This window comes from Streptomyces sp. NBC_00193, assembly GCF_026342735.1.
GTDB classification, from domain to species: domain Bacteria; phylum Actinomycetota; class Actinomycetes; order Streptomycetales; family Streptomycetaceae; genus Streptomyces; species Streptomyces stoeckheimensis.
In genome coordinates this window covers 5,570,157-5,595,410 of sequence record NZ_JAPEMM010000001.1, presented here as the reverse complement: position 1 = coordinate 5,595,410, position 25,254 = coordinate 5,570,157, and the positions used below count along the sequence as shown (strand labels likewise).

General features: G+C 74.7%; 21 protein-coding genes and 1 pseudogene. 12 read left to right on the top strand and 10 right to left on the bottom strand.

All coding sequences use genetic code 11. From position 1 onward, the window contains the following. Positions 1 to 72: 72 nt before the first annotated feature. The gene (locus OG898_RS25070) at positions 73 to 591 is read right to left on the bottom strand and encodes an NUDIX domain-containing protein (RefSeq protein ID WP_266959334.1); all 519 of its coding nucleotides are present in this window, start codon (positions 589 to 591) and stop codon (positions 73 to 75) included. Between the two features lie 287 nt (positions 592 to 878). Here OG898_RS25070 and OG898_RS25065 point away from each other — a divergent pair. From OG898_RS25065 to OG898_RS25050, 4 genes and pseudogenes are all read left to right on the top strand, one after another. Further along, a pseudogene (locus OG898_RS25065) lies at positions 879 to 1,481 on the top strand (M15 family metallopeptidase); the annotation flags it as partial. Positions 1,482 to 1,494: 13 nt separating this feature from the next. Then, positions 1,495 to 1,875, top strand: coding sequence for a DUF962 domain-containing protein (locus tag OG898_RS25060; protein WP_250751341.1), 381 nt, complete (start codon positions 1,495 to 1,497; stop codon positions 1,873 to 1,875). Positions 1,876 to 1,918: 43 nt separating this feature from the next. Further along, entirely contained in the window at positions 1,919 to 2,377 is a 459-nt protein-coding gene (locus OG898_RS25055) for a Zn-ribbon domain-containing OB-fold protein (RefSeq protein WP_250751339.1), read from the top strand. Continuing rightward, positions 2,374 to 3,564 carry a lipid-transfer protein gene (locus OG898_RS25050; RefSeq protein WP_266959332.1) on the top strand — a complete coding sequence of 397 codons (1,191 nt, stop codon included), beginning with the start codon at positions 2,374 to 2,376 and terminating at the stop codon, positions 3,562 to 3,564. Before OG898_RS25055 ends, OG898_RS25050 begins: the two co-directional genes overlap by 4 nt. Before the next feature lie 224 nt (positions 3,565 to 3,788). Here the strand turns inward: OG898_RS25050 and OG898_RS25045 are convergent, their stop codons facing one another. Genes OG898_RS25045 through OG898_RS25030 form a run of 4 tightly spaced genes read right to left on the bottom strand, consistent with a single transcriptional unit; the run spans position 3,789 to position 8,367 of the window. Continuing rightward, the gene (locus tag OG898_RS25045) at positions 3,789 to 4,412 is read right to left on the bottom strand and encodes an ATP/GTP-binding protein (RefSeq protein WP_250751333.1); all 624 of its coding nucleotides are present in this window, start codon (positions 4,410 to 4,412) and stop codon (positions 3,789 to 3,791) included. Next, positions 4,393 to 4,839 (bottom strand): DUF742 domain-containing protein, encoded by a 447-nt coding sequence (locus OG898_RS25040; protein ID WP_266959329.1) that lies wholly within the window; start codon positions 4,837 to 4,839, stop codon positions 4,393 to 4,395. The genes OG898_RS25045 and OG898_RS25040 overlap by 20 nt, the downstream gene beginning before the upstream one ends. A 10-nt stretch (positions 4,840 to 4,849) precedes the next feature. Continuing rightward, on the bottom strand, positions 4,850 to 5,287 hold the full coding sequence (locus OG898_RS25035) for a roadblock/LC7 domain-containing protein (protein WP_250751327.1): 438 nt from the start codon (positions 5,285 to 5,287) through the stop codon (positions 4,850 to 4,852). Then, entirely contained in the window at positions 5,284 to 8,367 is a 3,084-nt protein-coding gene (locus OG898_RS25030; RefSeq protein WP_266959327.1) for a nitrate- and nitrite sensing domain-containing protein, read from the bottom strand. The genes OG898_RS25035 and OG898_RS25030 overlap by 4 nt, the downstream gene beginning before the upstream one ends. Positions 8,368 to 8,727: 360 nt before the next feature. On the opposite strand from OG898_RS25030, the gene OG898_RS25025 reads away from it, so the two are divergent. Beyond that, positions 8,728 to 9,219, top strand: a complete 492-nt coding sequence (locus OG898_RS25025; RefSeq protein WP_250751321.1) for a hypothetical protein — start codon at positions 8,728 to 8,730, stop codon at positions 9,217 to 9,219. Positions 9,220 to 9,246: 27 nt separating this feature from the next. Here the strand turns inward: OG898_RS25025 and OG898_RS25020 are convergent, their stop codons facing one another. From OG898_RS25020 to OG898_RS25010, 3 genes are all read right to left on the bottom strand, one after another. Beyond that, positions 9,247 to 13,977: a hypothetical protein gene (locus OG898_RS25020; RefSeq protein ID WP_266959325.1), complete on the bottom strand. Its 4,731-nt coding sequence runs from the start codon at positions 13,975 to 13,977 to the stop codon at positions 9,247 to 9,249. 90 nt (positions 13,978 to 14,067) lie between these two features. Then, positions 14,068 to 15,030 carry a hypothetical protein gene (locus OG898_RS25015; RefSeq protein WP_266959322.1) on the bottom strand — a complete coding sequence of 321 codons (963 nt, stop codon included), beginning with the start codon at positions 15,028 to 15,030 and terminating at the stop codon, positions 14,068 to 14,070. Positions 15,031 to 15,478: 448 nt separating this feature from the next. After that, a complete protein-coding gene (locus tag OG898_RS25010) occupies positions 15,479 to 16,984 on the bottom strand; it encodes a hypothetical protein (protein ID WP_250751313.1) in 1,506 nt (501 codons plus the stop codon). A gap of 132 nt (positions 16,985 to 17,116) precedes the next feature. Here OG898_RS25010 and OG898_RS25005 point away from each other — a divergent pair, with 132 nt between their 5' ends. The 5 genes from OG898_RS25005 to OG898_RS24985 all read left to right on the top strand — a co-directional run bounded on the left by OG898_RS25005 (position 17,117) and on the right by OG898_RS24985 (position 20,764). Next, a complete protein-coding gene (locus OG898_RS25005; protein WP_266959319.1) occupies positions 17,117 to 17,917 on the top strand; it encodes a LamB/YcsF family protein in 801 nt (266 codons plus the stop codon). Then, on the top strand, positions 17,914 to 18,540 hold the full coding sequence (locus tag OG898_RS25000) for an allophanate hydrolase subunit 1 (RefSeq protein ID WP_266959317.1): 627 nt from the start codon (positions 17,914 to 17,916) through the stop codon (positions 18,538 to 18,540). The genes OG898_RS25005 and OG898_RS25000 overlap by 4 nt, the downstream gene beginning before the upstream one ends. Beyond that, positions 18,531 to 19,406, top strand: coding sequence for a biotin-dependent carboxyltransferase family protein (locus tag OG898_RS24995; protein ID WP_266960423.1), 876 nt, complete (start codon positions 18,531 to 18,533; stop codon positions 19,404 to 19,406). The genes OG898_RS25000 and OG898_RS24995 overlap by 10 nt, the downstream gene beginning before the upstream one ends. Before the next feature lie 117 nt (positions 19,407 to 19,523). Continuing rightward, positions 19,524 to 20,096 (top strand): RNA polymerase sigma factor, encoded by a 573-nt coding sequence (locus OG898_RS24990; RefSeq protein ID WP_266959315.1) that lies wholly within the window; start codon positions 19,524 to 19,526, stop codon positions 20,094 to 20,096. Continuing rightward, on the top strand, positions 20,093 to 20,764 hold the full coding sequence (locus OG898_RS24985; protein WP_250751302.1) for a hypothetical protein: 672 nt from the start codon (positions 20,093 to 20,095) through the stop codon (positions 20,762 to 20,764). Before OG898_RS24990 ends, OG898_RS24985 begins: the two co-directional genes overlap by 4 nt. A gap of 99 nt (positions 20,765 to 20,863) precedes the next feature. Here OG898_RS24985 and OG898_RS24980 read toward each other — a convergent pair whose 3' ends face one another. Both OG898_RS24980 and OG898_RS24975 read right to left on the bottom strand, forming a co-directional pair. Then, positions 20,864 to 22,270: a HEAT repeat domain-containing protein gene (locus OG898_RS24980; RefSeq protein WP_250751298.1), complete on the bottom strand. Its 1,407-nt coding sequence runs from the start codon at positions 22,268 to 22,270 to the stop codon at positions 20,864 to 20,866. Between the two features lie 344 nt (positions 22,271 to 22,614). Continuing rightward, positions 22,615 to 23,076 carry an ankyrin repeat domain-containing protein gene (locus OG898_RS24975; protein ID WP_250751296.1) on the bottom strand — a complete coding sequence of 154 codons (462 nt, stop codon included), beginning with the start codon at positions 23,074 to 23,076 and terminating at the stop codon, positions 22,615 to 22,617. A gap of 280 nt (positions 23,077 to 23,356) precedes the next feature. On the opposite strand from OG898_RS24975, the gene OG898_RS24970 reads away from it, so the two are divergent. After that, positions 23,357 to 23,551: a hypothetical protein gene (locus OG898_RS24970; RefSeq protein WP_007262923.1), complete on the top strand. Its 195-nt coding sequence runs from the start codon at positions 23,357 to 23,359 to the stop codon at positions 23,549 to 23,551. Between the two features lie 50 nt (positions 23,552 to 23,601). Then, positions 23,602 to 25,239: a hypothetical protein gene (locus OG898_RS24965; protein ID WP_250751293.1), complete on the top strand. Its 1,638-nt coding sequence runs from the start codon at positions 23,602 to 23,604 to the stop codon at positions 25,237 to 25,239. Positions 25,240 to 25,254: the final 15 nt, after the last annotated feature.

Below are 25,254 nucleotides of genomic sequence, written 5' to 3'. Positions count from 1 at the left end.
CCGTGGCTGGAGGCAAGGGTGGCCGGAGGCAGGGGTGGCCGGGGGCAGCGGCGGCTGGGGCCCGGTCGGGCTCTAGGGCGTGCGCGTGTACCGGCCCTCGAACCAGGCCCCGGCGGCCTGCGTGTGGAGCGGGAACGCCAGCTGCTCCGGGCCGCGCAGGATGTGCCAGCCGGTGGTCTCGTCCGTCGGGGCCGACGCCGGGAGGGAGGCGGCCGGGCGGACGGGCAGGAGGCCGAAGACGAGCAGATGGCCGGCCGGGGAGCTGAGGGTGTCGGCGAGGGCGACCTCGGAGGCCGGGGCGTGGATGCCGGTCTCCTCGCGGAGCTCGCGGACGACCGACTCGCGCCAGTCCTCGCCGAAGTCCATGAACCCGCCGGGCAGGGCGATGCCGCCGAGGGCGGGCTGGATGGTGCGGGTGATGACCACCAGGCCGGTGCCGAGCTCGTCCTCGACGGGGAGCAGGGCGACGGCGACCGGGAGGGGATTGCGGTAGGCGACGGCGCCGCACGAGGGGCAGGTACGGGGCCAGTCGGCCGAATCGAACAGGGCTCCACAGGCGGAGCAGTGCGAGTCCTTCAGGTGCGCCGGCATGCGGCGATGGTATGCCAAGGGGCATGCGGATGGCTGTCGTTGCGGGATGGGTGGGTGCACTGGCGGTGCTGGCGGCGGTGGCCGCACCGGAGGCGGCGGGCAGTGCCGGGGCGGTGGGCAGCGCCGGAGCCGTTGGCAGGGTCGAAGCGGCGGGCAGTACCGGGGCGGTGGGTAGTACCGGAGCCGTCGGCAGGGGTGGAGCAGCGGGCGGTGACAGGGGCGTCGGCACTGGCGGGACGGTGGATGCGGCGGCCCGACGGGGTGTGTCCGGTGTTGGGTTTGCCGTGGTTGCCGAGGTGGATGCGAGCATCGGGCAGGACATGCGGTACGCCACGGCGCGGAACTTCACCGGGGCGGTCGTGGACGGCTACGACGAGCCCGTCTGTCTGCTCGCCCGGCCCGCCGCCGAGGCGTTGCGGCGGGCGCAGCGGGAGGTGCTGCGGCGGGGGTACTCGCTGCTGGTGTACGACTGCTACCGGCCGCAGCGGGCCGTCGACCGGTTCGTGCGGTGGGCCCGGGACGGGGCAGATCAGCGGACCAAGGCGGAGTTCTATCCGGAGGTGGCCAAGGACCGGCTGATCCCGGATGGGTACATCGCCGAGAAGTCCGGGCACAGCCGTGGCAGCACGGTCGACGTGACCTTGACCCGGCTCGGGCGGGGGCCGCTCGACATGGGGACCCCGTTCGACTTCTTCGATCCGCTCGCGCACACCGACAGCCCGCGGGTGACGGGTCCGGCCCGTGAGAACCGGGACCTCCTCAGACGGGTGCTCGGCCGGCAGGGGTTCGTGAACCTGCCCCAGGAATGGTGGCATTTCACGTACCGGCCGGAGGCGTTCCCGGACGCGTACTTCGATTTCCCCGTCTCTGTCGCCTCCGTGCACCGCTGAGTACCGTGCCCGCATGACATTCAGTTCGTACGAGGAGTTCTGGCCCTACTACGTCGCCATGCACTCCCGCGCCGCCACCCGCTGGATCCACCTCACCGGCACCCTCTCCGGCCTCGCCCTCACCGTCTACGGGCTGGCCCGCGGCCGGAAGCGGTACCTCGCCGCGCTCCCCCTGATCGGGTACGGGACGGCGTGGCCGGCGCACTTCCTGATCGAGCGGAACAACCCGGCCACCTTCGGCAATCCGGGGTGGTCCCTGCGCGGGGACGCGCAGATGATCCGGATGATGCTGGCCGGGCGGGACGCGGAGCTCGGCGAGATCGCGCGGAAGTGGCTCGCCGAGAACCCGTGTGACGAGTGCGCTCCCGGGGGTGCGCTCCCGCTCGTTCCCTGACAGACTTCTGACGGTTCGTCAGATGTCGGTTTCGGGAGGGGTCTTGGAACGCACACGCACACCCGTGGTCGGCGGGTGGTTCACCGGGGACGAAGCCGAGGGCGGGTTCCGGCTGCTCGGCACCCGGTGCTCCGCCTGCGCCGCCGTGTTCTTCCCGCGCGAGGACGCGTACTGCCGCAATCCGCGCTGCCCGGGCGGCGGTGAGCTCGCCGAGACCCCGCTGTCCCCGCGCGGCCGGGTCTGGTCCTACACGGACGGGCGGTACCGGCCGCCCGCGCCGTACGTGTCCGACCCGGACGCGCCCTGGGTCCCGTACACCCTGGTCGCCGTGGAACTGGAGGCCGAGGGGATGGTCGTGCTCGGGCAGGCCGCGCCCGGGGTGGGCGTCGGCGATCTGGCGGTCGGGATGGAGGTCGAGGTGGTCGGCGGCGTGCTGAACGAGGATGCCGACGGCACCGCCTGGACCACCTGGAACTTCCGCCCCGTGGGGGTGGAGCAGTGAGCGCCGACATCGCCGTCCTCGGGGCCGGCATGCACCCGTGGGGCAAGTGGGGCCGCAGCTTCGTCGAGTACGGGCGGGCCGCCGCGCGGGCCGCGCTCGCCGACGCCGGGCTGGACTGGACCGACGTGCAGTCCATCGTGGGGGCCGACACGGTGCGCTCGGGCTACCCCGGCTACGTGGCCGGAGCCACCTTCGCGCAGGCGCTGGGCTGGCAGGGCGCACGCGTGACCAGCGTGTACGCGGCCTGCGCGTCCGGCGCCCAGGCCATCGGCGCGGCCCGGGCGCAGATCCTGGCCGGGCTCGCCGACGTGGTGCTGGTGGTCGGGGCGGACGCCGCCCCGAAGGGGTTCTTCGCACCCGCGGGCGGGGACCGCCCCGACGACCCCGACTGGCTGCGCTTCCGGGTGCTGGGGGCCACGAACCCGGCGTACTTCGCGCTGTACGCCCGGCGCCGGATGGCCCTCTACGGGGACACCGGTGAGGACTTCGCGCAGGTCAAGGTGAAGAACGCGGCGGCCGGGCTGCTGAACCCGAACGCCCGCTACCGCAAGGCCGTCACCGCCGAGGAGGTGGCCGCCTCGGCGATCGTCGCCGATCCACTGCGGCTGCTCGACATCTGCGCCACCTCCGACGGGGGCGCGGCGCTGGTGCTGAGCAGCATGGACTTCGCACGCTCGCGCGGGGTCGCGGACCCGGTGCGGATCCGGGCCGTGTCCACGGTGACGCCCACGTATCCCCGTACCGTCCTGGACCTGCCGGACATCGCCACCGACTCGGTGACGGCCGGGGTGGCGGGATCCGGCTCCTTCCGGGCCTCGATCGCGCGGGCCGCGTACGAGGAGGCGGGGCTCGGGCCGGACGACCTCTCGCTCGCCGAGGTCTACGACCTGTCCACCGCACTGGAGTTGGAGTGGTACGAGGACATCGGCCTGTGCGGCGAGGGCGAGGGGGCCAAGCTCGTGCGGGAGGGCGCGACCGCGCTGGGCGGGCGGATCCCGGTCAACACCAGTGGTGGACTGGCGTCGTTCGGGGAGGCGGTGCCGGCGCAGGCCATCGCCCAGGTGTGCGAGCTGACCTGGCAGCTGCGGGGCACGGCCGGGGAGCGGCAGGTGGCGGGGGCGCGGGCCGGAATGACCGCGAACCAGGGCCTGTTCGGGCACGGATCGGCGGTCGTCGCCGTTCGATGAGCGGCGGTTGAGCGGCGGTCGATGCCCGGTGTGTCGCTGAACTGCGGCTGCTGTCCGAATGCTTGACGGCCCCCGGTGGCGGGTTCACACTCTCTCCACGGTCCCGCGCCGCAACCGGGATCCCCCTGATCCCCCCATGAGAGCTGCGGCCCGTACCCCAGTCGGCGGGGGTACGGGCCGCCTCCATGTCGCGGCCCGGTCCGAGGGTGACGCCAGGGGACGCGCTAGGGCGTCGTCAGGCTCTGGCGGCGGGCCCTGGCCAGGGTCATCGCGTGTTCCACGACCCCCACCAGGACGTCCTTCACCGACTCCCGGTCCCGTGCGTCGCACAGCAGCACCGGTACCTCGGGAACGAGGTCCAGGGCTTCCCGTACGGTCACCACGGGGTACTGCTCCGCTCCGTCGAAGCAGTTCACGGCGACCACGAAGGGGATCTCGCGGCGCTCGAAGTAGTCGATGGCGGCGAAGCAGTCGGAGAGCCGCCGGGTGTCCGCGAGGACGACGGCGCCGAGCGAGCCCTGGGCCAGCTCGTCCCACAGGAACCAGAAGCGGTCCTGTCCGGGGGTGCCGAACAGGTACAGCACCAGGTCCTCGCGCAGGGTGATGCGCCCGAAGTCCATGGCCACCGTGGTGGTGCTCTTGCCCTCCACTCCCCCGATGTCGTCGATGGTGCGGCCCGGCTCGGAGAGGCGTTCCTCCGTCCGGAGCGGTCTGATCTCGCTCACCGCACTGACCAGGGTGGTCTTGCCCACCCCGAAACCGCCCGCGACCAGGATCTTCAGGGTCAGCGGCTCGACCGGCGTCACGGCATGCATGGCGCCGGTGCGGCTAGAGCGCCCGAAGGCCATCGATCACCTCACGCAGAATGGATTCGTCGGGCAGTTCGGCCGGGGGGACCGGCCGGGTCACGTGCACCAGTTCGTCGTCGACGAGATCGCCGATCAGGACGCGTACGACCCCGACCGCGAGGTCGAGTTCGGCCGCGAGTTCCGCGACGGACTGCGGGCGGAACAGGCAGAGCCCGAGGATGTCGGCGTGTTCCGGGGACAGCATCGTGTCCCAGACCGGGTCGTCGGCCGCGGACTCGGCGACCACCAGCGCGATCAGGTCGAGGCGGTGCTGCCCGGCGTGGCTGGTCCGGCCGCGGGTCATCGCGTACGGACGCACCACCGGACCCGCGTCGTCGTCGAACCACTGCTCGGCAGCGGCGTCGGACGCCGCGTCGGCGGCGGTGCCGGGCGGGTGGGCGGGGTGGTCCTGGCCAGGATCGCTCATGCCGTCCGACTCACCCTCCGGCTGGCAGCCCGGTGCGCGGGGCGGTCGCCAGGTGGTCACCGACCCGCTTGACCATGAGCGTCATCTCGTACGCGACCTGGCCGACGTCGGAGTCGGAGTCCGCGAGCACGGCCAGGCAGCTTCCGTCGCCGGCCGCCATGACGAACAGGAACGCCTCGTCCAGCTCGACCACGGTCTGGCGGACCCGGCCGGAGTCGAAGTGGCGGCCCACGCCCTTGGCGAGGCTGTGGAACCCGGAGGCCACGGCGGCCAGGTGCTCGCTGTCCTCCCGGGTGAGGTCCTTGGAGCTGCCGGTGGGCAGGCCGTCGCCCGAGAGGACCACTGCCTTGCGGATGCTCGCGACCCGGTCGACGAGCTCGTCGAGGAGCCAGTTGAGGGGGCCGGAGCCACGGCCCCTGGTGTCGTTCCCGGACTGCGGTGCGGTCATCGACCGTCCCCTTCGTTCTCGCTACCGGAACCGGTGGCGGCAGGAGTGCCGGCCTCGGTCACGGACTGGTGTGGTGCGTTCTGCTGCGCTTGCTGTGTCTGGTCGGCCTGCTGGATGTGCGGGGCCTGCTGGGTGTACGTGGTCTGCTGCGCCTGTGCGGCCTGTTCCGCCTGTTGCCGCGCGTGGTGGTCGCGGCCCGCGGTCCAGCCGCGCTGGAGCGAGGACATGCGACGGCGTACGTCCTCGGCGTCGCGGTCGGCCACCGGCTCGGCGGCGGCTCCGGCGGGTGCCGGGGCCGGGCCGTCCTTGAGCTGGGGCGCGAGGCTGGCCTGGCGGATCCGCCGGGGCAGGGTCGCCCCGGGGGGCGCCGTCGCCGGGTGTGCCGGGCCGTTCGGGACCGGCCCCTGCTGCGCGGGGTCGGGGACCGCCGATACGGGGCGGGGCTCGACGCGGCGGCCGTGCTCGGCCACCAGGGTCGGGGTGGGTCGGCGGCGCGGGAGCGGGACGGCGCCGGGCGAGCGGGCGCCGTCGGGGCGGACGGAGTCCGCGCGCGCCGGCTCCAGGCGGACCGGGCCGGTGGGCGGCAGGGGCTCCCGCTCGCGGTGGTCACGGTCCCGGTGGTCGCGGTCGCGGCGGTCACGGCTGCGGTCGCGGAAGCCCTCGCCGAGCCGGGCGCCGCCCCGCTCGGCGGGGGCTTCGGTGGACCGGTCGCCCTTCCAGAGGCCCGTGCGGTCGCCGGAGCCGTCCGGGGCCCGCTCGCCCATGCGGTCCGCGCTGCGGTCGCCCTTGCGGGGACCGCCGCGGTCGGCGTGCCGGTCCGTGTGCGGGCGGGCTGCGGCCGGGCGCAGGCCGAGGAGGGAGTTGCGCGAGATGCCGTTCGGCGGGGTCTCGTCGTCGAGGGTGGCCATGGCGGGCCTGCCCTTGGCCCCGGAGACCCCGGTGAGCCCGATGGTTCCGGCGGAGCCCGTACGGCCACTGGCGGTGTCTTCCGGGGCCGGGACGGGCTCGTCCAGCCCCAGCATGCCGATCGGGGCCTCCAGCTCGACGGGGCCGCGCAGTTCGGCGCCGGCCGGGAGCCGGCGGTCGGTGCCGTTGCCCTCGGCGACGGCCTTCGGGCGGGCGGAGCCGACCGCGCCTCCGGACAGCCTGCCGCCGGCCAGCCGGATGCCGGTGCCGTTGGTCTCGGGAGCCTCGGTCAGCAGGGCCACCGGGAGGAAGACCACCGCGGTGGTGCCTCCGTAGGGGCTGATCTGGAGCCGGACCTTGACCTCGTGCCGGTGCGCGAGCCGGCTGACGACGAACAGGCCGAGCCGGTCGGTGTCGGAGAGTTCGAAGTCGGAGGTCTCGGTGAGCCGGAGGTTCGCGTCGAAGAGCGCCTCGGGGGTCATGCCGAGGCCGCGGTCGTGGATCTCCAGGGTGAAGCCGTTGGCCACGCGCTCGCCGAGCACCTGGACCGCCGTGTGCGGCGGGGAGAAGACGGTGGCGTTCTCCAGGAGTTCGGCGATGAGGTGGGTGACGTCGGCGACGGCCGGGCCGGCGATGCCCAGGCGCGGCAGCCGGCGCACCTCGACGCGCTCGTAGTCCTCCACCTCGGCGACGGCGGCCCGTACGACGTCCATGAGCTGGACGGGCTTGCGCCACTGGCGGGAGGGCGCGGCGCCGGAGAGGATCACCAGGCCCTCGGCGTGGCGGCGCATGCGGGTGGTCATGTGGTCGAGGCGGAAGAGGTCGGCGAGCTCCTCGGTGTCCTCGGTGCGCCGCTCCATGGTGTCGAGCAGGGTGAGCTGGCGGTGCAGCAGCACCTGGTTGCGGCGGGCCAGGTTGACGAACACCTCGGACACGCCGCGACGGAGCTCCGCCTGCTTGACGGCGGCCTCGATGGCCGCGCGCTGGAGGGAGTTGAGGGCCTGGCCGACCTGGCCGACCTCGTCCTTCTCGTACTCCAGACGCGGGGCCTCGGTCTCCAGGTCCACGTGCTCGCCCGCGGCGAGGCGGCGCATCACGCCGGGGAGGCGGATGCCGGAGACCTCGTGGGCCTCCTTGCGGAGCCGGGACAGGTCGCGGATCAGGTCCCGGCCGACGCGCACGGACAGGACGAGGGAGACGACGAGGGCGATGAACCCGAGCACTCCGGCGAGGGCGGCCTGGACCAGGACGTCCATGGCGACGGGCTCGACGCGCTTCTGGTAGCGGTCGCCCGCGGCGGTGCCCATGACGGCGAGGTCCTGGAGCACCTTGCCGGTGGCCTCGTCCCACTGGGCGGCGGTCACGTTGCGCGGGCTGTGGGTCGCGCCCTGGACGAGGAACCGTTCCTCCGCCTCGCGCAGGGCGCGGCTCTCCGGGTTGTTCCAGTACTGCTCGAACTGCTCCCGGTCGGCGGCGGGGAGGATCGCGAGGTTGAAGTCGTAGAGCAGCTTGCGGTTGGCCACGAAGTCGGAGACGTGCCGGATGTCCGCCTGGCTGACGTTGCGGGCGGCCAGGGCTCCGGCGACGAGGGCGTCCTCGCGGGAGAGCGTTTCGCGGGCGCGGGTGATGCCGACGAGGGCTCGGCCCTGCTTGTCCATCTCCACGTCCTCGAGCGCGTGGAGGTTCATGAGGAAGTCGTAGCAGGGGTCCACGAGCCGGTTGTAGAGCTCCAGCGCCTGGTTGGTGTCGACGGAGCCCCCGTCCACCGCGCTGCGCAGCGCTCCGATGCTGCGGAAGGCTTCGAGGATGGAGTTCAGGTGCCGGGCGCTGGACGGGGCGAGTTCGTCGACGACCTCGGGGTCCCTGGCGTCGGCGGAGATCCTCTCCACCGCCTCGTCGGTGGCCGCGCGGCTCTTGGCCAGCGCGGTGGTGGCGTTGGAGGCGCGCGGGTCGCCGATGACCACGAGGGTCTGGCGGCGTTCCTTCTGGATGACGCGGACGACGTCCTCCACCGGGTAGCCGACCTTGTCGATGACGTAGGCGACACCGAGCAGTTGGACGGCCTGCCGGCCGGTGATCACTGTTGCGAAGCCCCAGAGGGCGGTCAGGGAGACGAGCGGCACAAGGAGCAACGCCACGATCTTCCGGCGGATGGACTTCCCGCGAAAGCGCATGGCCTCCCCAGCCTCCCCCAGCTCAACCCCGTTACCGGTGGTTGGTGTTCCGTCATTTAAACGGCGTGAGCCTACTACTGCCACGGCGAACCTTCGAAGGCCTGTCCGGACGTTTTCGGCCTGACCCCTGGGCGAAGATCACGAGTTGTCCGGAAGATCCGGTGAAGTGCGGCCCGATATGTGGCAGATGACACTCGGTGGGGCCTCGGTCCCCGTGGCGAAATGGATGGCTGGAATTCTTCGTTCCGCGATACTTCGGGGCGTCCCGCGCGTCCGGGATCCGGGAATCTCTCGGGCTCTTCGTGCGTCTACCTGTTCGGGGCGGGCATGAGCGGCCGCGAGGAGGGGAGGGAGCCGACCATGGCGAAGAGGTACGAGAACAACGGGGCCGGCGGCAACGGCGCCAACAGCGCAGGCCGCGCGGCGCCTGGGGTGCAGCGGGGGCGGGTCCTGTGGGTGGACCAGCCGGCGGGACGACGGCGCATGCCGGATCCGGTGCGGACGTCCGCCGTGCGGGCGGTGCTGATCGTCGCCGTGACGCTGACGGACGCGACGATCGCCTTCTTCCTGACGGTCACCGGCTCCTGGCTGGCCCTTCCGCTGTCGCTGTGCGGGATAGCGGGGGTGGTCGTGGCCACGTGGGGCGTGCTCGACGTGCTGATCACCCGGCAGGCGTGGAACCAGCGCTACGGGGTGCTCTCGGAGCCCAGCAGCACGGCGCGGGGCCGGCGGCGCGAGCGCCGCAGGGCGCGCCGGGAGGCCCGCTCGGCGCCCCCGCTGCCGCCCCGCGCACCCGCGCTCGGCGAGGCGACCGGCATCTGGCCGCCGCCGACGGGCACCGGGCGGGGCTGAGGGGCCCCGGTCCGGTGCACCGGCGCGTCAGGAAGAGGCGCTGCGGCGGTACATGCGGGTCGCCGTGATCTCGCCGTGGATCGTCTCCCCCTCCGCGAACTGCTGGGGCAGGCCCGGGCGCAGGTGTTCCTCGACGCTGATGTACTTGAGCCCGGCGCGCAGGTCGGCGTCGTTGCGGAGCCGGATGACCAGCGGGAACTCGGCGAGGGCCGTGGTGTCGAACAGGCCCGTGGTGTAGAGCAGCTGGACGCCGAGCGCGTCCGAGACGGCCCGCTGGAGTTCCAGCAGGTACGTGGCGTTCGCGCGCCCGATCGGGTTGTCGAGGAAGAGCGTGCCCGCGTGCCGGTGCTTGTCGCGGCCCCGGTCGTTGCTGCGCAGCGCCGCCATCGTGCAGTACAGCGCGATCGCTGCGGTGAGCAGCTGGCCGCCGGAGAACACGTCGCCCATCTGGCCGACCGGGACCCGCTCGGCGCGGAGCACCGCGTCGGGCTTGAGGATCTCCACCGCGATGCCCTTGGGTTCCAGGGCCGCCGAGACCCCGTGCAGCAGCAGCGACATGCCGTCGCGGCGGCCCTCGCCGAAGGAGGCGGTGCTGTTCTTCTTCACGGCGGCGCGGGTCGCCTCGTCGATGACCTCGCCGAGCCGCTCGGTGAGGGTCGCCTGGTCGGGCTCCTCGAAGCGGATGCGCAGGAACTCCTGGCCCGACCACTCCCCCAGCCCCTCGGGGAGCTGGGAGAGCCGCTGGGCGGAGCGCAGGGTGGCCAGGGCGGACTCCACGAGGCCGCGCAGCCGGTCCACGATGCTGTCCCGGTTGCGCTCCAGCTGCGCCAGCTCGTCGGTGAGGACGCGCAGCCGCGGGGCGAAGGCCACGGCCCAGGCCGCCGCGTGCTCGGGCAGGGCGGAGGCGGGCAGTTCGCGGATCTGCTGGCGCGCGGGGGTGCGCACCTGCTCGTAGCGGTTGGCGTTGGCGTGCCGGACCAGGATGTCGCTCGCCTCGCGGACGGCCGCCTCGGCGGCCGACAGGTCGGCGGCGCAGGCCCGTAGCGAACGGCGGGCCTCGGTGGCCGACTGGCGGGCCTCCTCCAGGCTGCCGGCGTGGGCCACCGGCTCCTGCTCGTCCTCCTGGTGGGTGTGGTCCCGCAGGAGGTCGCGGAGCATGGCCGCGGTCTCGTCGAAGCCGCCCGCGCCCTCCTCGGCGGTGCGGTGGGCGCGCAGCAGGTCGGCGTGGGCCGCGCGGGCGGACTCCACGGCGGCGGTGTGGGCGGCGAGTTGGGCGGTGGCGGTGCGGAGCCGGGCCTGGGCCTCCTCGACGTTGTCGGGGATCAGCTCCTCGGGCAGATCGGTGTGTGCCTCGCCCTCGGCGGGGGCGTGCCGTTCGGCCTCGCCGCGCAGCCGGCCGAGTTGCTCGCTCGCGGTGGAGGCGCGGGTCTCCAGCATCTGCACGAGGGCTTCGGCGCGTGCGGCGGCGGCCTGCCGGGAGGGGCCGTCGGCTCCGTCGGTGCCTTCGAGGAGCTGGGCGGCGCGGGTACGGACCTTGTTGGTGAGGCGGTCGAGTTCGGCGAGGGCCACGGACTCGTCGCTCTCGGCGCGGGCCTGTTCGGAGCGCAGGTCCGCGCCGACGCCGACCTTCTCGTAGAGCTGGGAGGCGGCGCGGTAGGCCTCGCGCAGCGCCGGGAGCGGCGCCTTGGGCGTTCCGTCGTCCTCGGGCAGCGGATCGGGGGCTCCGGCGATCTCGGCGCGCTCGGCGCGCAGGGCGCGGGCGGTGCGGCGGGCGTCGTCGGCGGCGCGCTGGGCGGCGCGGCGGTCCTCGTCGGCGGCCCGGGCCCGGTCGAGGCAGACCTCGGCGCGGGCCTCGGACTCGGCGGCGTCGTCGGCGAGTTCGCGGAGCTTGGCCTGCCAGCCGGCGCGTTCGCGGAGCCGGTAGGCGAGGCCCGCGAGGGCGTCCGCGACCCGGCGTGCGCGCTGGGCGGTGTCCTGGCGCTCGTCGCGGACGCGGGCGGCGTCGGCGGCGGCCTCGTCGGCCTCGGCGCGTACGGTACGGGCCTCCGCGAGCTCGGCGTCGGTCTCCTCGGCGAAGCCGCGGGCGGCGGCGGCCTGCTCCGCCAGCTCGGCGAGGCGGCCGGGCGGGCAGCCGGTGCGCCAGGACAGCAGCCGGGCGGCGAGCTCTCGGTCGCCGGACAGCCGGGCGGCGAGCTCGCGGATCTCGGTGTCACGGGCGGTGGCCCGGGCGCGCAGCGCCTGGCGCTCCTCGTCGGCTGCGTGCTCGTCGTGCATGGCCGGGTTCGGCGGCACGATGAAAATGCCGGAGCTGCCGGGGCCCTCGGTGTCACCGGCCGGGGGGACCGGCGCCAGCAGGGCCGCGGCGGTGCCGACGGCGACGGTGGAGCGGGGCAGCAGGGCGGCGCCGGAGAGGACCTCGCGGGCCCGGGAGTGGGTGTCGGGGTCGGTGATGACCACGCCGTCGACGAGTTCGGGGCGGGCGGCGAGGACCGCGGCGTGGTCGGCCGGGTCCACGGACTGGGCGAGGTAGCGCCAGCCGGGGAGGGCCGGGATGCCGTGCTCGCCGAGGAACTCGACGGTGGCGAGGACGTCGGGGCCGGGCGGCAGCAGGCCGCCGTCGCCGAGGGCGCCGAGGATGCGGGAGTCGTCGGCGGCGGCGGTGCGCAGGTCGAAGAGCTGGCGTTCGGCGGTGGCCACGCCGCGGGTCAGCAGGTCGCGCAGCTCGTCGGCGCCCCGGTCGAGGTCCTCGACGGTGAGCCAGCCGGCGGTGGCGGCGTTCCGGGGCGTGCCCGGTGCGGTGCCCGGGCCCGTGGCGGGGCCCTGGGGGGCGCCCGCGGCGTCGGTCACGGTCACGGTCCCGTCGGCCGGTGTACCGGCGCCGGTGCGCGGGGAGGCGTCCGCGGCGGCGGGGGCCGACGGGGCTCCCAGCAGGGCGGCCAGGCGCGGGGCCCCCGCGAGGGAGGCGGCGGCCCGGTGCTCGGCGTCGTGGGCGGCCTCGGCCGCGTCGGCGGCGTCCGCCGCACGGGCGGCGGTGAGTTCCGCGCGGGATTCCGTCGCGGCGGCCTCGCGGGCGGCCTCGGCGGCTGCGCGGGCGGCCTCGCGGGACTCGTCCCAGGCGGCCACGGCCGTCTTCTCCGCGTCGGCGGCGGCCAGCGCGGCGCGCGCCGGGTCGGCGTCGGGGGCGGAGTCGTCGAGCCAGCCGGCCCGGACGGCCTCGGCGGTCTCCTGCTGGACCTCGGCGAGGCGGGCGCGCAGGTGCTCGGCCTCGCTGCGGGCCCGCTGGGCGGCCGTGGCTGCGGCGGTGGCCGCGCGGTGGGAGGCCTCGCCGGTCTCCTGGAGGACGGCGGAGCGCTCCTCCTCCTCGTTGGCGGCCCGCTCGCCCTGCTCGGCGGCGGCGTGCAGGGCCCGTACGAGCTCGGTGGCGGCGGTGGCCCGGGCGGCGAGCGCCGGGGCGGCGTCCCGTTCGGCCTCCAGGATCGCGGCGGCGACCCGGGCGGAGCGGTCGGCGGCGGAGCGGTGGCGCAGGACGTGCTCGGCGGCCTGCCAGGCGGAGTGCAGGGTGCGGGCTTCGAGGAGTTCGCGGCGCTGCGCGGCGGCAGCCTTGTCGGCGACGGTCAGGGCCAGCGAGGCGTGCCGGTAGGCGAGTTCGGCCGAGACGGCGGCGCTGCGGGCGCGCGCGGATTCGGCGGCGGTGACCTGGTGGGCGGCGCCGGTGACGCGCTGCGCGAGGTCGGCGGCGCGGCCGCGCTCCTCGCCGGCGCGGGCGGACAGGCGCCGGGCGAGGGTGCGCGTACGGCGTTCGGCGCCGGCGTGGACGTCGCGCAGCCGGGAGCGGGCCGCGGCGGCCTCGACGATCTTGTTCAGGAGCTCCACCGAGCCCGCGGTGAAGTCCCGTTCGGCCATCAGCTCGGCGCGGCGGCCGAGCTTGTTGCCGAAGCCGTGGACGAGGTCGGCGAGGCCGTCGGTGTCCCGGGTGTCGGTGACGGCGCGCAGCAGCAGGTCGGTGAAGTCGGAGTCCTTCTTGACCGCGAAGAGGCCGGCGGCCTCGCCCTCGTCGGCGTTCATCTCGCGCTGGTAGCGGAAGAGTTCGGGGTCGAGGCCGAGCTCGGTGAGGTGCTCGTTCCAGCGGTCGTGGATCTCCTCGAAGTACACCTCGAGGTGCGGATACGCCTTGCCGGCTTCGGTCAGGGCGTCGCGGAAGCCCTTCATGGTGCGGCGCCGCCCCTGGGCGCCGGAGGCGCCTTCCACGGGCGGGCGGACCGAAGTGGCCTCGGCCACCGGGAGGTTGTCCAGGCTGAGGCCCGGTCCGGGGCGGAAGGAGTACCAGGCCTCGGCGAACTTGCGCGGGTCGTTGGAGACTTGGCGGCCGCGCCATTCGCTGACCTTGCCGACGACCACGCACTCGCCGGTCTGGGTGTGCTGCCATTCCAGTGCCACGTGGCCGCAGTCGTCGGCCAGCAGGAACTTGCGCAGGACGCCGGAGCTGGCGCCGCCGAGGGTGTTGCGGTGGCCGGGCAGCATCACCGAGAAGATCAGCTTGAGCAGGACCGACTTGCCGCCGCCGTTCTCCAGGAAGAGCACTCCGGCGGGCGCGGGGCGGCGCGGCGGGCCGGTGGGCTCGTCCTCGAAGAACTCCGCCTGGGTGGGCGCCGGGTGGGGCACCGGCTCGCCGACTCCGCGCAGGTCGAGCACGGTGTCGGCGTAGCGCGCGCCGGCGGGCCCGATGGAGTAGAGGCGGATCCGGGACAGCTCGTACATGGCGGCGGACTCTCGTCGTTTTTCGTAGGTCGTACGCAGGTCGTACGGGGACGGGTGGCGGGCGGCGTGCGGTGGCCGGGGGCGGGCGGCTCAGGCGTGGAAGGGCAGGCCCGCGTCGGCGGCGAGTTCGAGGTCGTCGCCCTCGGGCGGCGGCAGCAGGCTGGCGGAGCCGTCGCTGACGGGGACGACGCCCAGGTCGAGGAGCTCGGCCATGGCCGCGCTGCCTGCCATGTCGCGGACCTGGAGCTGGTAGCGGGGGGTGGTGCGGTACGTGCCTCCGGCCTCGTCCCCGGTGCGCTGGAGGAAGCCGGAGTCGGTGAGGAAGGCGGCGGCCTTGCCGACGATGCCGGTGGTTGAACCGGCCAGGCGGCGGGCGTCCTTGGTGGCGCCGGTCGCGCTGCGGCGGGCGTAGACCCGCCAGGCGGCCTCCAGGCCGGGGGCGTCGGAGGCCGGGTCGGTGTTCTCGCCGAGTTCCTCGGCGCGCTCCTCCAGGCGGCGGCAGGTCTGCCGGACGAAGGCGTCGACGCCGTTGACGGTGATCCGGCCGATGTAGCCGTCGTCGGCGAGGTCCTCGGGGCGGGGGAAGGCCAGCGCGGCGACGGCGAGGTGGGCGAGGCCGTGCAGGAAGCGGTCCGCGGAGTCGGCGGTGGTGCGGCGGGCGTAGTCGCCCATGCGGACGGCGAAGACGGAGTCCTCGCCGGCGGCCACGGCCATGCCCGCGCGGGAGGACACCTCCAGGACCACGAGGCCGAGGCCGGTCGCGACGGCGTCGGCGAGGCGGGCGAAGGCGGGGTCCTCGCGGTAGCGGCGCAGCAGTTCGGCGTACTCGGCGTCGCGGGCGGGCAGCAGTTTGGGCTGGAGCCCGAAGGCGACGAGGCGGGCCGCGTCCGCGGCGTCCGCCGGGGTGACGGCTCCCTGCGGGGCGGGGCCCTGCGGGGCCGGGGCCGGCGGGGCCGGGGTCGGCGCCTGTGCGGGTGCCTGGACCGGAGCCGGGGCCTCGTGGGCGTCGGGCTCGCTCCACGCGGGGTGCTGCTCGGCGTGGTGGTCGCTCACGGGTGGGTCTCCTCGGCGGTGCGGGTGGGGCTCACGCGGGTGGGGCTCAGGCGGGCGGGGCTCGGGCGGGCGGGGCTCGGGCCGGTGCGGCTCGGGCCGGTACGGCTCAGACCGGTGCGGCTCGGGCCGGTACGGCTCAGACCGGTGCGGCTCGGGCCGGTACGGCTCAGACCGGAGCAGCTCAGACCGGAGCAGCTCAGACCGGAGCAGCTCAGACCGGAGCAGCTCAGGCCGGAGCGGCTCAGGCCGGTGGTGTACTTCGGCGCGGTGGCTTCGGCGGTGGGGAATCTTCCCCCACCCCGCCCCTTCCCGAAAGCAGGGGCAAGCCCCCACACCCCCGGGTGGGACCGGGCCGCCAGGGGCTCCGCCCCGGCGACGCAGCCTGCGGCCGCGGCCGCGGCCGCACGAAGGGCCGGTCCCGGGCAGCGCGGCCCGGGCGTGTGCGGGGTCATGCCGCCTCCGTGCGGTCTGCCGTCATGGCTGCCGCGTCCAGGAGGGCGGTGCCGACGATGAGGTCCGCGCCACCGAATTCCGGGTCTTCGAGTTCCGTGCCGTCGTCGACCGCGAAGAGGAGCCGCTCCTCGCCCTGGCGGTACGCCGTGCCCACCGCCGGGCTCGCCGCGTGGACGGCCAGCAGGGCGACCAGGTACGGCAGGTCGGGGTCGGAGCGGCGGGCCTCCGCCAGGAGGCCGGACAGGCGGCGCGGGGCGTCGTGCGGGAGTTCGAGGAGTGCCATCGCGGCGGCGAGCTGCTCCTCGCTGAAGCGGCTGTCGTCGGGGGTGGCGATCAGGTCCGGCTCCGGCATCTCCACGCCGAGGTGCTCGCGCTCCACGGGCGGGGTGAGGAGGATCTCCACCAGGTCCGCGACGCGGACCGAGACGGGGGTGCGCAGGCCCGCGCCCGAGGCGAAGAAGGCGTCCGTGACGCGGATGGCCGATGCGACCGGAAGCGGCAGCATGGGGGCCACGAGCTGTCCGTAGAGGTCGATCCCGGAGCGCGGCGCGGGGGCGGCGAAGGCCTGGCGGTCCTGTTCGGCGCGGAAGAGCGGGCCGGCGTCCAGCAGCCGGGACTGGAGCTGGGTGTGGCGGCGGATGCAGTCCTTGACGATGTCGACCAGTTCGGCGGCGCGCCGCTTGTTGTCCGGCTCCTCCGCCTCGTCGCGGGCCTTGCGGATGTTGGTCAGGATCGCGTTCTCGTGGCGGTAGCGGTCGGCGACGTGGTCGAGGGCCTCCGCGATCATGTCGGGGACGGTCACCAGCCAGTCCACCGCACGCACGTTGCGCCGGGTCGCGTCCAGCGTGCGGCGCAGGGTCTCGGCGTACTGGACGGTGCGGTAGCGGGCCTGCTCGGCGGCGAGTTGGGCGTCGGCGAGCCGGCCCCGGCTGATCAGGACCTCCAGCTTGACCTCGGCGGCGATCTGCGCGCTGGTGACGTCCGTGTCGAGGGCGCCGACCAGGACGTTGACGGCCTCGTCCGTCGTGCGCAGGTACACCGCGCCGCCGTAGCCCGGGACTTCCTCGATCAGCTTGAAGTCGTAGTCGCGGCGGACGTACACCCCGTCCGGGCCGAACGTGCCGTAGATCGCGCGGAATCCGCGGTCGACGCTGCCGACGTTGATCAGGTTCTCCAGCACCCAGCGGGCCACCCGCTCGTGCTCGGCCGCCGGGCGCGCCGGTGCCTGGGCGGCGACGCGCGGCAGCAGGCGGGCCACTATCTGCTCGTGGTCCGCGCCGGTGTCGAAGTCCATGTTGAGCGTGACCAGGTCGATCGCGGCGAGCGCGACCTCCGCCATCGCGTAGACCCCGTACTCGCCGGCCAGATTGGCCTTGCGCACGTCGAGGTCGTGGAGCGGGGCGGTGCAGGCGAGCGCGCGCAGCCGCCGGGCCAGGCCCTCGTCGGCGGCCGGGCCCGGCGCCGGGGAGGGAAGGGTCTTCGCCGGGGCAGGGAGAGTCACGGGCAAAGACTAGGCGCTGACCCTGACAACATCCCAAACGGGATGGTTCGCCCGATCCTCCCGACGGCCCTCCGCCGCCGGCCCTCCGCCGTCGGCGAGAACCCGGACCGCGCCCTGTTCTACGCTCACCGCATGGCTTCCATGATCACGCCGGACACCCCGGCGGCCGCCCCCGTGATCGATCTCAACGCCGACCTCGGCGAAGGCTTCGGCCGGTGGACGCTGACCGACGACGAGGCCCTGCTGTCCGTCGTCACGAGCGCCAACGTCGCCTGCGGCTTCCACGCCGGCGACCCGTCCATCATGCGCCGCGTCTGCGAGCTGGCGGCCGCGCGCGGGGTACGGATCGGCGCGCAGGTCTCGTACCGGGACCTGGCGGGCTTCGGCCGCCGCTCCATGGACGTGCCGGCCGGTGAGCTGGCCGACGAGGTGGCCTACCAGATCGGGGCGCTGGAGGTCTTCGCGCGGGCGGCCGGCTCCCGGGTGTCGTACGTGAAACCGCACGGCGCGCTCTACAACCGCACCGTGCACGACTCCGGCCAGGCCGCGGCCGTGGTGGCCGGCGTGCTGCTCGCGACCGGTCCCGCCGGGCTCCCGGTGCTCGGGCTGCCCGGTTCCCTGCTGCTCGCCTCCGCCGGGCGGGCCGGGCTGCCGGCCGTCCCGGAGGCCTTCGCCGACCGCGCCTACACCCCCGCGGGCACGCTCGTACCGCGCGGTGAGCCGGGCGCCGTGGTCCACGACCCGGACGCGGTGGTGGCCCGCGCGGTGGACATGGCCGCCGGGCACGCGGTGACGGCCGCCGACGGCTCCCGGATCCCGGTGGCCGCCCGTTCCCTGTGCCTGCACGGGGACACCCCCGGGGCCGCGGACCTGGCCCTGCGCGTGCGCGGGGCGCTCGGTGCGGCCGGGGTCCGGGTGGAGGCCTTCGCGTGAGGGCGCTGGAAGCCGGCGCCGGGGCGCTGCTGCTGGAGCTGGACTCCGCCGAGGAGGTGGCCGTGCTCCACGCGGAGCTGCTGCGGCGGCGGGACGCGGGTGACGAGCTGGGCGGCGTACGGGAGATCGTGCCGGCGGCCCGGACCGTCCTGCTGGACGGGGTGCGGGAGCCGCGCGCCCTCGCGGCCCGGATCGCCCGCTGGCGGGTTCCCCCGCTCGCGCCGTCCGACGGGCCGCCCCCGGTGACGGTCCCGGTGCGGTACGACGGCCCGGACCTCGCGGAGGTGGCCGCGCTATGGGAGGTGTCGCCCGGGGAGGTGCCCGGCATCGTCGGCTCGATCACCTTCCGGGTGGCCTTCTGCGGGTTCGCCCCGGGCTTCGGCTACCTGACGGGCCTGCCCGCCCGCCTCCACCTGCCCCGGCGCGCGACGCCCCGTACGGCGGTACCGGCGGGCTCGCTGGCCCTCGCGGGCGAGTACGCGGGGGTCTACCCGCGCTCCTCCCCCGGCGGCTGGCAGCTGATCGGGTCCACCGACGCGGTCCTGTGGGACCCGGCGCGCGAGCCGGCCGCGCTGTTCGCGCCGGGGGTACGGGTGCGGTTCGCCGAGGAGGGATCGGCTTGAGGGGGCTGGAGGTCGTACGGGCGGGCGCGCTGACCACCGTCCAGGACCTGGGGCGGCCCGGGTACGCCCACCTCGGCGTTCCCCGGTCCGGGGCCCTCGACGCGGGGGCGCGGGCGCTGGCCAACCGGCTGCTGGGCAACCCGCCCGGGGCTGCCGTCCTGGAGACGACCCTGGACGGCGTGGGACTGCGGGCGGTGGGCGGCCCGATGACGGTGGCGGTGACCGGAGCGCCTTGTGCGGTACGGGTCTGCGGGCGCCCGGTGGCCTGGGGAGCCCCGGTCCTGCTGCGCGCCGGGGCGGAGCTGGAGGTGGGCCGGGCGGAGTCGGGGGTGCGCGGCTACGTGGCGGTGCGGGGCGGGTTCGCGGCCCCGCCGGTGCTGGGCAGTCGCTCGACCGATCTGCTGTCGGGCCTCGGCCCGCCGGTCCTGACGGCGGGAGCGCTGCTGCCGGTGGGCACGCCCGGTCCGGATCCGGTGGCCGGGGCGGATGCTCCGGCGGCGCCGGGGCCGCCCTCGGAGCTGGTGCTTCCGCTGCTGCTGGGGCCGCGGGCCGACTGGTTCACGGCGGAGTCGGTGACGGGGCGGCTGCTGCGGGCGACGTACCGGGTCTCGGCCGCTTCGAACCGCATCGGGCTGCGCACGGAGGGGCCGCCGCTGGTGCGGGCGCGGGGTGGTGAGCTGCCGAGCGAGGGGATGGTGCTGGGGGCGGTGCAGGTGCCGCCGGACGGGCAGCCGGTGGTGTTCCTCGCCGACCATCCCGTGACGGGCGGCTACCCGGTGGTGGGCGTGGTCCCGCCGGGCCCGGCCCTGGACGCGGCGGCGCAGGCCCGGCCGGGTACTCCCGTCAGGTTCCTCCGGTCCCGGTGATCCCGGTGATCCCGGTGATCCCGGTGATCCCGGTGATCCCGGTGAAACGCTTTCCGGCGCTCCGGCCAATTACCGGGTGAGGGGGCCGACCGGGCCCCTGCGCAGGGGAGGAACCAGGTGCGCATCCCACGACACGAGACCGGACCACCGGATCTCACCACGCCCGAGGGGTTCGGGGCGTTCTACGAGGACCACATCGACTCCGTACTCGGCTTCGTCACCCGCCGGGTGGCCGACCCGCACGTGGCGGCCGATCTGACGGCGGACGTCTTCCTCGCGGCGATGGAATCAGCCGGGGCCTACCGGAGCCGCAGGGGAGCTCCGGTCGCATGGTTGTTCGGCATAGCCGGCACCGTCCTGTCCGCCCACGCCCGGGGGCTGACCCGCGACAGCGAGGCGCCGGCCCGGCTGAGCGGGCGCCGGCTGCTCGATGCCGAGGACGTCGCCGCGCTGGAGGAGCGCATAGCCGCCGAGCGGGCCTTCCGCGACCTGGCCGAGCGCCACGCCGTGCTCTCCGAACCGCTCCGGGCCGCCCTCGACCTGGTCGTCATCGACCAGCTCACCCCCGCCGAGGCCGCCCGGGCACTCGGCGTCACCCGGGCGACGGTCCGCGTCCGCCTGCTCCGGGCCCGGCGCGCTCTGCGCGGCCCGGCCCCCGTCACGGAAAACAAGTTGGAGGCAGTCCGATGAGTACCCGGCCCAGCGGCTTCGAGGACCGCCTGAAGTCCGCCCTCCTCGCCCGCCTCCCGGAGCCCGCACCCGTGACGCCCGCCCGGTCCTTCGCCCGGCGGTACGGCGTCCCGCTCGCGATAGGCATCGCCACGGCCTCCGTGGTTGCCGTCATGGCCCTCCCGGGCAGCGCCCGCACCGCTTCGATACCGGGCGGCCCGGCGGGCTCGCCGAGCCCCTCGGGCACGGCCGCACCCGAGATCAAGAAGGATCCGGACGGATCGCTCAGTTTCCCGCTGCCCACGCACGACCAGGTCCCGGCCCTGGTGCAACGGCTGAAGGCACTGGGGGTTCCGGCGGTCGTGGTCCCGAAGCTGCCGCGGTCCCAGTGCTCCGAGCTCGGGGGCGGGGGCCGCGGACCGCAGGCCGACCCCGAGGCCGAGATCCTGCAGGACGGCGGTGACAGCTTCATCATCAAGGTCAACGCGAAGACGGTCCCACCCGGGCACACGCTCATGTTTCCGTTTGCGGAGCACTACCCGCCGGGTGTACCGGGGATCTCCTTCGGCGTGGTCGAGACCTCCAGGCTCCCGTCCTGCGTGATCGACTACTCCGATGGCCAGGATCTGTTCCCGCCGTCGGCGGCGGGGACCCCGGGCCACAGCCCGACCCCGGCCCCGTCCCCCTGACCGCGCCTGCACCGCGGGGTCCTACCCGCACAGCAAGCGGCCCGGCCCCCTCGGGTCAGGGGGCCGGGCCGGGTGCGTGTCGATGGGGGGCCGGCGGGGCTACATCGCCGACTCCGGGGTGATGCGGCTGCGGACCGCCGACTGGACGTCCTCTTCCTCGGCCGGGTCGGCCGCGAGGCGGCGCAGGCGGGGGGCGACTCGGGCGTCGGCCGTTTCCGCGTGGCGGGCGGCCACCTCCCGGGTGGTCTCCTCGCAGTCCCAGAGGCACTCGACGGCGAAGCCCGCCGCGAAGGAGGGGTCCGTCGCCGCCAGGGCCCGCGCGGCGCGGCCGCGGAGACCGGAGGAGGCCGTCTCGCGGTAGATGTGGCGCAGGACGGGGGCCGCGCAGGCGATGCGGAGCCGGCCGGCTCCGTCGACCAGGGTGAACAGCGGCGTCGAGTCCGGGCCGGAGCCGCGGACGGTGGAGCGCAGGGCGCCGAGGACGAGGGGGGCGTCCTCGATGCCGCCGCGGGCGGCCAGGAGGGTCGCTGCGGCCGTTCCGAGGGCGTCGGGGCGCTGGACCCAGCGCCGGGCCCGCTCGACGGCGGCGGGGCCGCACATGCGCTCGTAGGCGGCTACGGCCGGCTCGTCGCCGGCGGCTTCGATGAGGTCCAGTACGGCCGGGTTCTCCGGCTCGGCGAGGACCAGGTGGTGCAGCGCGGTGGCGCGGGCGGCCTCTCCGGATGCCCCGGCGGCGGCCGCCAGGATCGCGGAGCGGTCCTCGGGGGTGGCGACGGCGGCGAGGCAGCGGGCGGCCGGGACGTGCAGGGGGGTGCCCCGGCGCAGTCCGTCGGCGGCCCAGTCGAAGACGGCCTGAACGCCCCAGCCGGGCTGGGGACCGCGCGGGGTGAGCTGGCGCTGCCAGCGGTCGAACGAGCCCTGTTGGCGGGCTGCGCGCAACCGCTCGGCGTACGCGTTGGGTTCCGCCGCCTCTTCCCACAGGCGCCAGGGCCTGGGCTCGTAGGCGTCGCGGACGGCGGCGGCGAGCAATGCCTCGCCCTCGGCGGTGGCGGGGAAGCGGGCGAGGACGGGGGCGGCCAGTGAGCGCAGCCCCTCGTCGTCGTCGCGCAGGGCGAGCTCGTCGAGGGCCCAGGCCCAGTTGGAGCCCGTGGCGGCGTAGCGGCGCAGCAGCATGAGCGCGTCGTCGCGGCCGTACGAGGCCAGGTGGCCAAGGACGGACAGGGCGAGGCCCGTGCGGTGGTCGTCCTCGTCGACGAGGTCGTCGACGCTGAAGAGGTGGTCCTCGATCTCGCCCAGGGGGCCGTCGAGATCCAGGTACAGACGTGCGTAGTACAGGGAGCGGTTCTCGACCTGCCAGTCCTGGCGCGGATCGCCGGCCACGCAGAGGTTGAGCGCCGCGAGGGCCTCTGCCCTGGGCGCCGCGAGTGCGTGCAGCGTGCCGTCGCCGCGGCCGCGCTGGAGGAGCCCGAGCAGGGTGCCGCTCGGCGCTATGACTGGTTCGAACATGGGAATGGCCTCAAATCAAGCTGGGGACGCAACCGGGAATCGGAATTCACAGGGCCGCGTAACAGCATGCGAGGACGTCCGCCGTCAGGTTCCGCTCGATGTAGACCATTGCCTTCTCACTCTCGTCGGTGCTTCTCGGCCAGGGCGGCGGTCCCCCGGCAGGAGTGGGGGTCGGACACCCGTTGTGTCCTGCCCGCTCCTGCCCGTCCGTCCTGTCCGCGAATCGAATCCGACGCCATGATGACCCAGGCGGTTTGTGCGCCGCGACCACATTTAAGGCCGCCGTGACCAACCCGTGAGGTCTGGACCAGCCCAGAACCGGCCAGGGAGCGGCCAGAACCGGACTACTTGGCTCCGAAAAGCTCCAGCAGGTCGGCCTTGGCGAACATGCGGGCCGTGTCCACGGCGGAGGGCGTTCCGGCGTTCGGGTCGGCGCCGCCGGCGAGCAGCGCGCGGATGACGGCCTCCTCGCCCTTGAAGACCGCCCCGGCGAGCGGGGTCTGGCCACGATCGTTCGCGCGGTCGGCCTCGGCTCCGCGGGCCAGCAGGGCCGTGACGGCTTCGGCGTGGCCGTGGTAGGCGGCGAGCATGACGAGGGTGTCGCCGCGGTCGTTGGTGAGGTTCGCCGGGACACCCGCGTCGACGTACGCGGCCAGGGTCTCGGTCTCGCCCCGACGGGCGAGGTCGAAGATCTTGGTGGCCAGCTCGACGACGTCCTCGTCGGGAACGTCCGGGGAGCCCGGAGCGCCCTGGGAGCCCTGGAGGGCCTGGGAGTCCTGGGAGCCGTTCTCGACGTGCTCACTCATCGGTCGTACCGCCTTTCGAGGGCAGGGCTGCGCACGGCACTGCGTCCGTACGGGTGAAGCGTCAGAGTAGCGCCCGGACCTGCACATGAGAGGCGCGGGCCGAGGCAATGATCACCTTGCGGCCCGCGTGCCCCCATCCCGCCAGGCGCGCCAGCCGGGATGGGCCGGTCAAGTGAAAAATTGCCGGATTCACCCGTATGCACCTTTTATCGCATTGATACTTCCTGTGAGCCTGGAAGAACTGATGGTGACTGTCCCCACCCACCAGGAGAACTGACTCATGGTCCTGTCCATCTCAGGTGTCGTCCTGCTCGGCATCATCTGCTTCCTGTTCTTCAAGAAGGACGGCATGAAGCTCACGCACGCGTTCGTGTGCGCGCTCTTCGGCTTCTTCCTCGCCGGCTCCGCCATCGCCCCCAGCATCACGGCGAGCACGGCGAGCCTCGCGAGCCTTCTCGGCGGGATCAAGCTCTAGCGGCCGGCCCCGGCACCCACCCGAAGCTTCCACAACTCCAGGAGACGCCCGTGGCCCGGCGCCCACTTCCCCGCATCCTCAGCAGCGGCAGCGTGTCGCTGACCCGGGGCCGCGACTTCGCTCGCACGGCCGCCGACAGCGCCACGGACGTCCTCCATCCGCTCCTCACCATCGGACGCGGCCTGCGCGTCCTGGCCTCGGCCGGACGCCGCAAATGGTGCGACACACCCAAGGACAAGCGTGGTCCCGCGCTGTTCCTGGGTGCCGCGTGCGTCCTCGTGGTCGCGCTCGTCCCCTACGGCCCGCTCACCGCCCTGATCACCCTCATGGCGGCGGCGGCCTGGCAGGGACGCGACCGCACCCCGGTGAAGACCGGGCCCAGCGATGCCGAGACCGAACGGCTCGGCTCCCTCTACGAAGCCCTCGTGCCGTACTTCTCCATCCCGGAGGACCCGAGCCCCCTCTTCGCCCACGGCGGGGAGTGGGACAAGGCCTTCAGCGGCTACGAGTTCGACGAGGCGGGCCGCATCACCCGGCTCCACATCCGCTACCCGGCCTACTTCACCGATGGCGAGGCCGCGTCACGGGCCCGGATCGAGGCACTGCTGCACGCCAAGTCCGGGCGCGGACGGGAGTATCTCTTCGACTGGGACGAGGAGGGCAACCAGCTCGACCTGAGCGTGCTGGCGGCGCTGCCCACAGGCATCGCCGCCCAGCCTTTCGTCACCTCCCCCGGTGAGACCGTGCTCGGCTTCACCGATCCGGGCAGCGTGCAGCGCACCCTGCCCGTCCTGGACGGCGACGAGCCCCGGGACATGCCGCCGGTCATCTGGCGCACCGGCTCCCGTTCCGGCGAACCCCATCTGCTGGCCGTGGGCCAGCCCGGCAGCGGTACGTCCACGCTGCTGCGCTCCATCGCCCTGCAGGCCCTGCGGCACGGGGGCGAGGTCCTGATCGTGGAGGGCGGCGGCACCGGCGAGTACTCCTGCCTGTCCGGCCGCGCCGGCGTCCTCGCCGTGGAGTGCGGGCCGAGCGGGGCGCTGGCCACCCTGGAATGGGCCGCCCGCGAGACCGAGCGGCGCCTGATCGCCACCCACCGGGCCCGCGAAGCCGGCCGGCCCGCCCCCGAGGACACCCGGCGCCCGCTGTGGATCCTGCTCGACCGGCCGAGCGTGCTGGCCCACCTGGCCACCGCCGAGGGCGCCCCCGACCCGATCGCGCAGCTCCAGGTGCCGCTGCGGCACGGGCGCGCCGCGCACGTCACCGTGGTGGTGGCCGAGCAGTTCGACCACCTGGAGCTGCTGCACGACTCCGTCTGGCAGCACACGCGGGCCCGGGCGGTGCTCGGAGCCGCCACGATCCAGCAGATCGCCGACGTGCTGGGGCTGCCCCCGCACACCACGCCGACGGCCGTACTGCCGCCGGGGCGCGGGTACGCCCGGCTCGGCGCCGGTCCCGTGCACCGGCTCCAGGTGCCGGCCACCCCGGACCCGTACGACGAGGCCACCCACCCGGGACACCGCCAGGCGGTACTGGACCTGCTGCCCGAGCGGCAGGCGCCGCCCAAGCCCGTCCCGGACCACGTCACCCTGGGCAAGCCGCTGCACATCGTCCAGGCGCCCGCCCAGGCGCAGGGCCCGGCGATCGACGCCTCGGACATCCCCGAGGTCCCGGCGGACGCCCCGTAGGACGCCGCGGGTCCG

Coding starts and splice junctions, on each gene's coding strand:
- OG898_RS25030 (WP_266959327.1), bottom strand. CDS start 8,367: ATGCGCTTTCGCGGGAAGTCCATCCGCCGGAAGATCGTGGCGTTGCTC.
- OG898_RS25070 (WP_266959334.1), bottom strand. CDS start 591: ATGCCGGCGCACCTGAAGGACTCGCACTGCTCCGCCTGTGGAGCCCTG.
- OG898_RS25020 (WP_266959325.1), bottom strand. CDS start 13,977: ATGTACGAGCTGTCCCGGATCCGCCTCTACTCCATCGGGCCCGCCGGC.
- OG898_RS24980 (WP_250751298.1), bottom strand. CDS start 22,270: ATGTTCGAACCAGTCATAGCGCCGAGCGGCACCCTGCTCGGGCTCCTC.
- OG898_RS24975 (WP_250751296.1), bottom strand. CDS start 23,076: ATGAGTGAGCACGTCGAGAACGGCTCCCAGGACTCCCAGGCCCTCCAG.
- OG898_RS24985 (WP_250751302.1), top strand. CDS start 20,093: ATGAGTACCCGGCCCAGCGGCTTCGAGGACCGCCTGAAGTCCGCCCTC.
- OG898_RS25045 (WP_250751333.1), bottom strand. CDS start 4,412: ATGGCCTTCGGGCGCTCTAGCCGCACCGGCGCCATGCATGCCGTGACG.
- OG898_RS25060 (WP_250751341.1), top strand. CDS start 1,495: ATGACATTCAGTTCGTACGAGGAGTTCTGGCCCTACTACGTCGCCATG.
- OG898_RS24970 (WP_007262923.1), top strand. CDS start 23,357: ATGGTCCTGTCCATCTCAGGTGTCGTCCTGCTCGGCATCATCTGCTTC.
- OG898_RS25025 (WP_250751321.1), top strand. CDS start 8,728: ATGGCGAAGAGGTACGAGAACAACGGGGCCGGCGGCAACGGCGCCAAC.
- OG898_RS25040 (WP_266959329.1), bottom strand. CDS start 4,839: ATGAGCGATCCTGGCCAGGACCACCCCGCCCACCCGCCCGGCACCGCC.
- OG898_RS25005 (WP_266959319.1), top strand. CDS start 17,117: ATGGCTTCCATGATCACGCCGGACACCCCGGCGGCCGCCCCCGTGATC.
- OG898_RS25035 (WP_250751327.1), bottom strand. CDS start 5,287: ATGACCGCACCGCAGTCCGGGAACGACACCAGGGGCCGTGGCTCCGGC.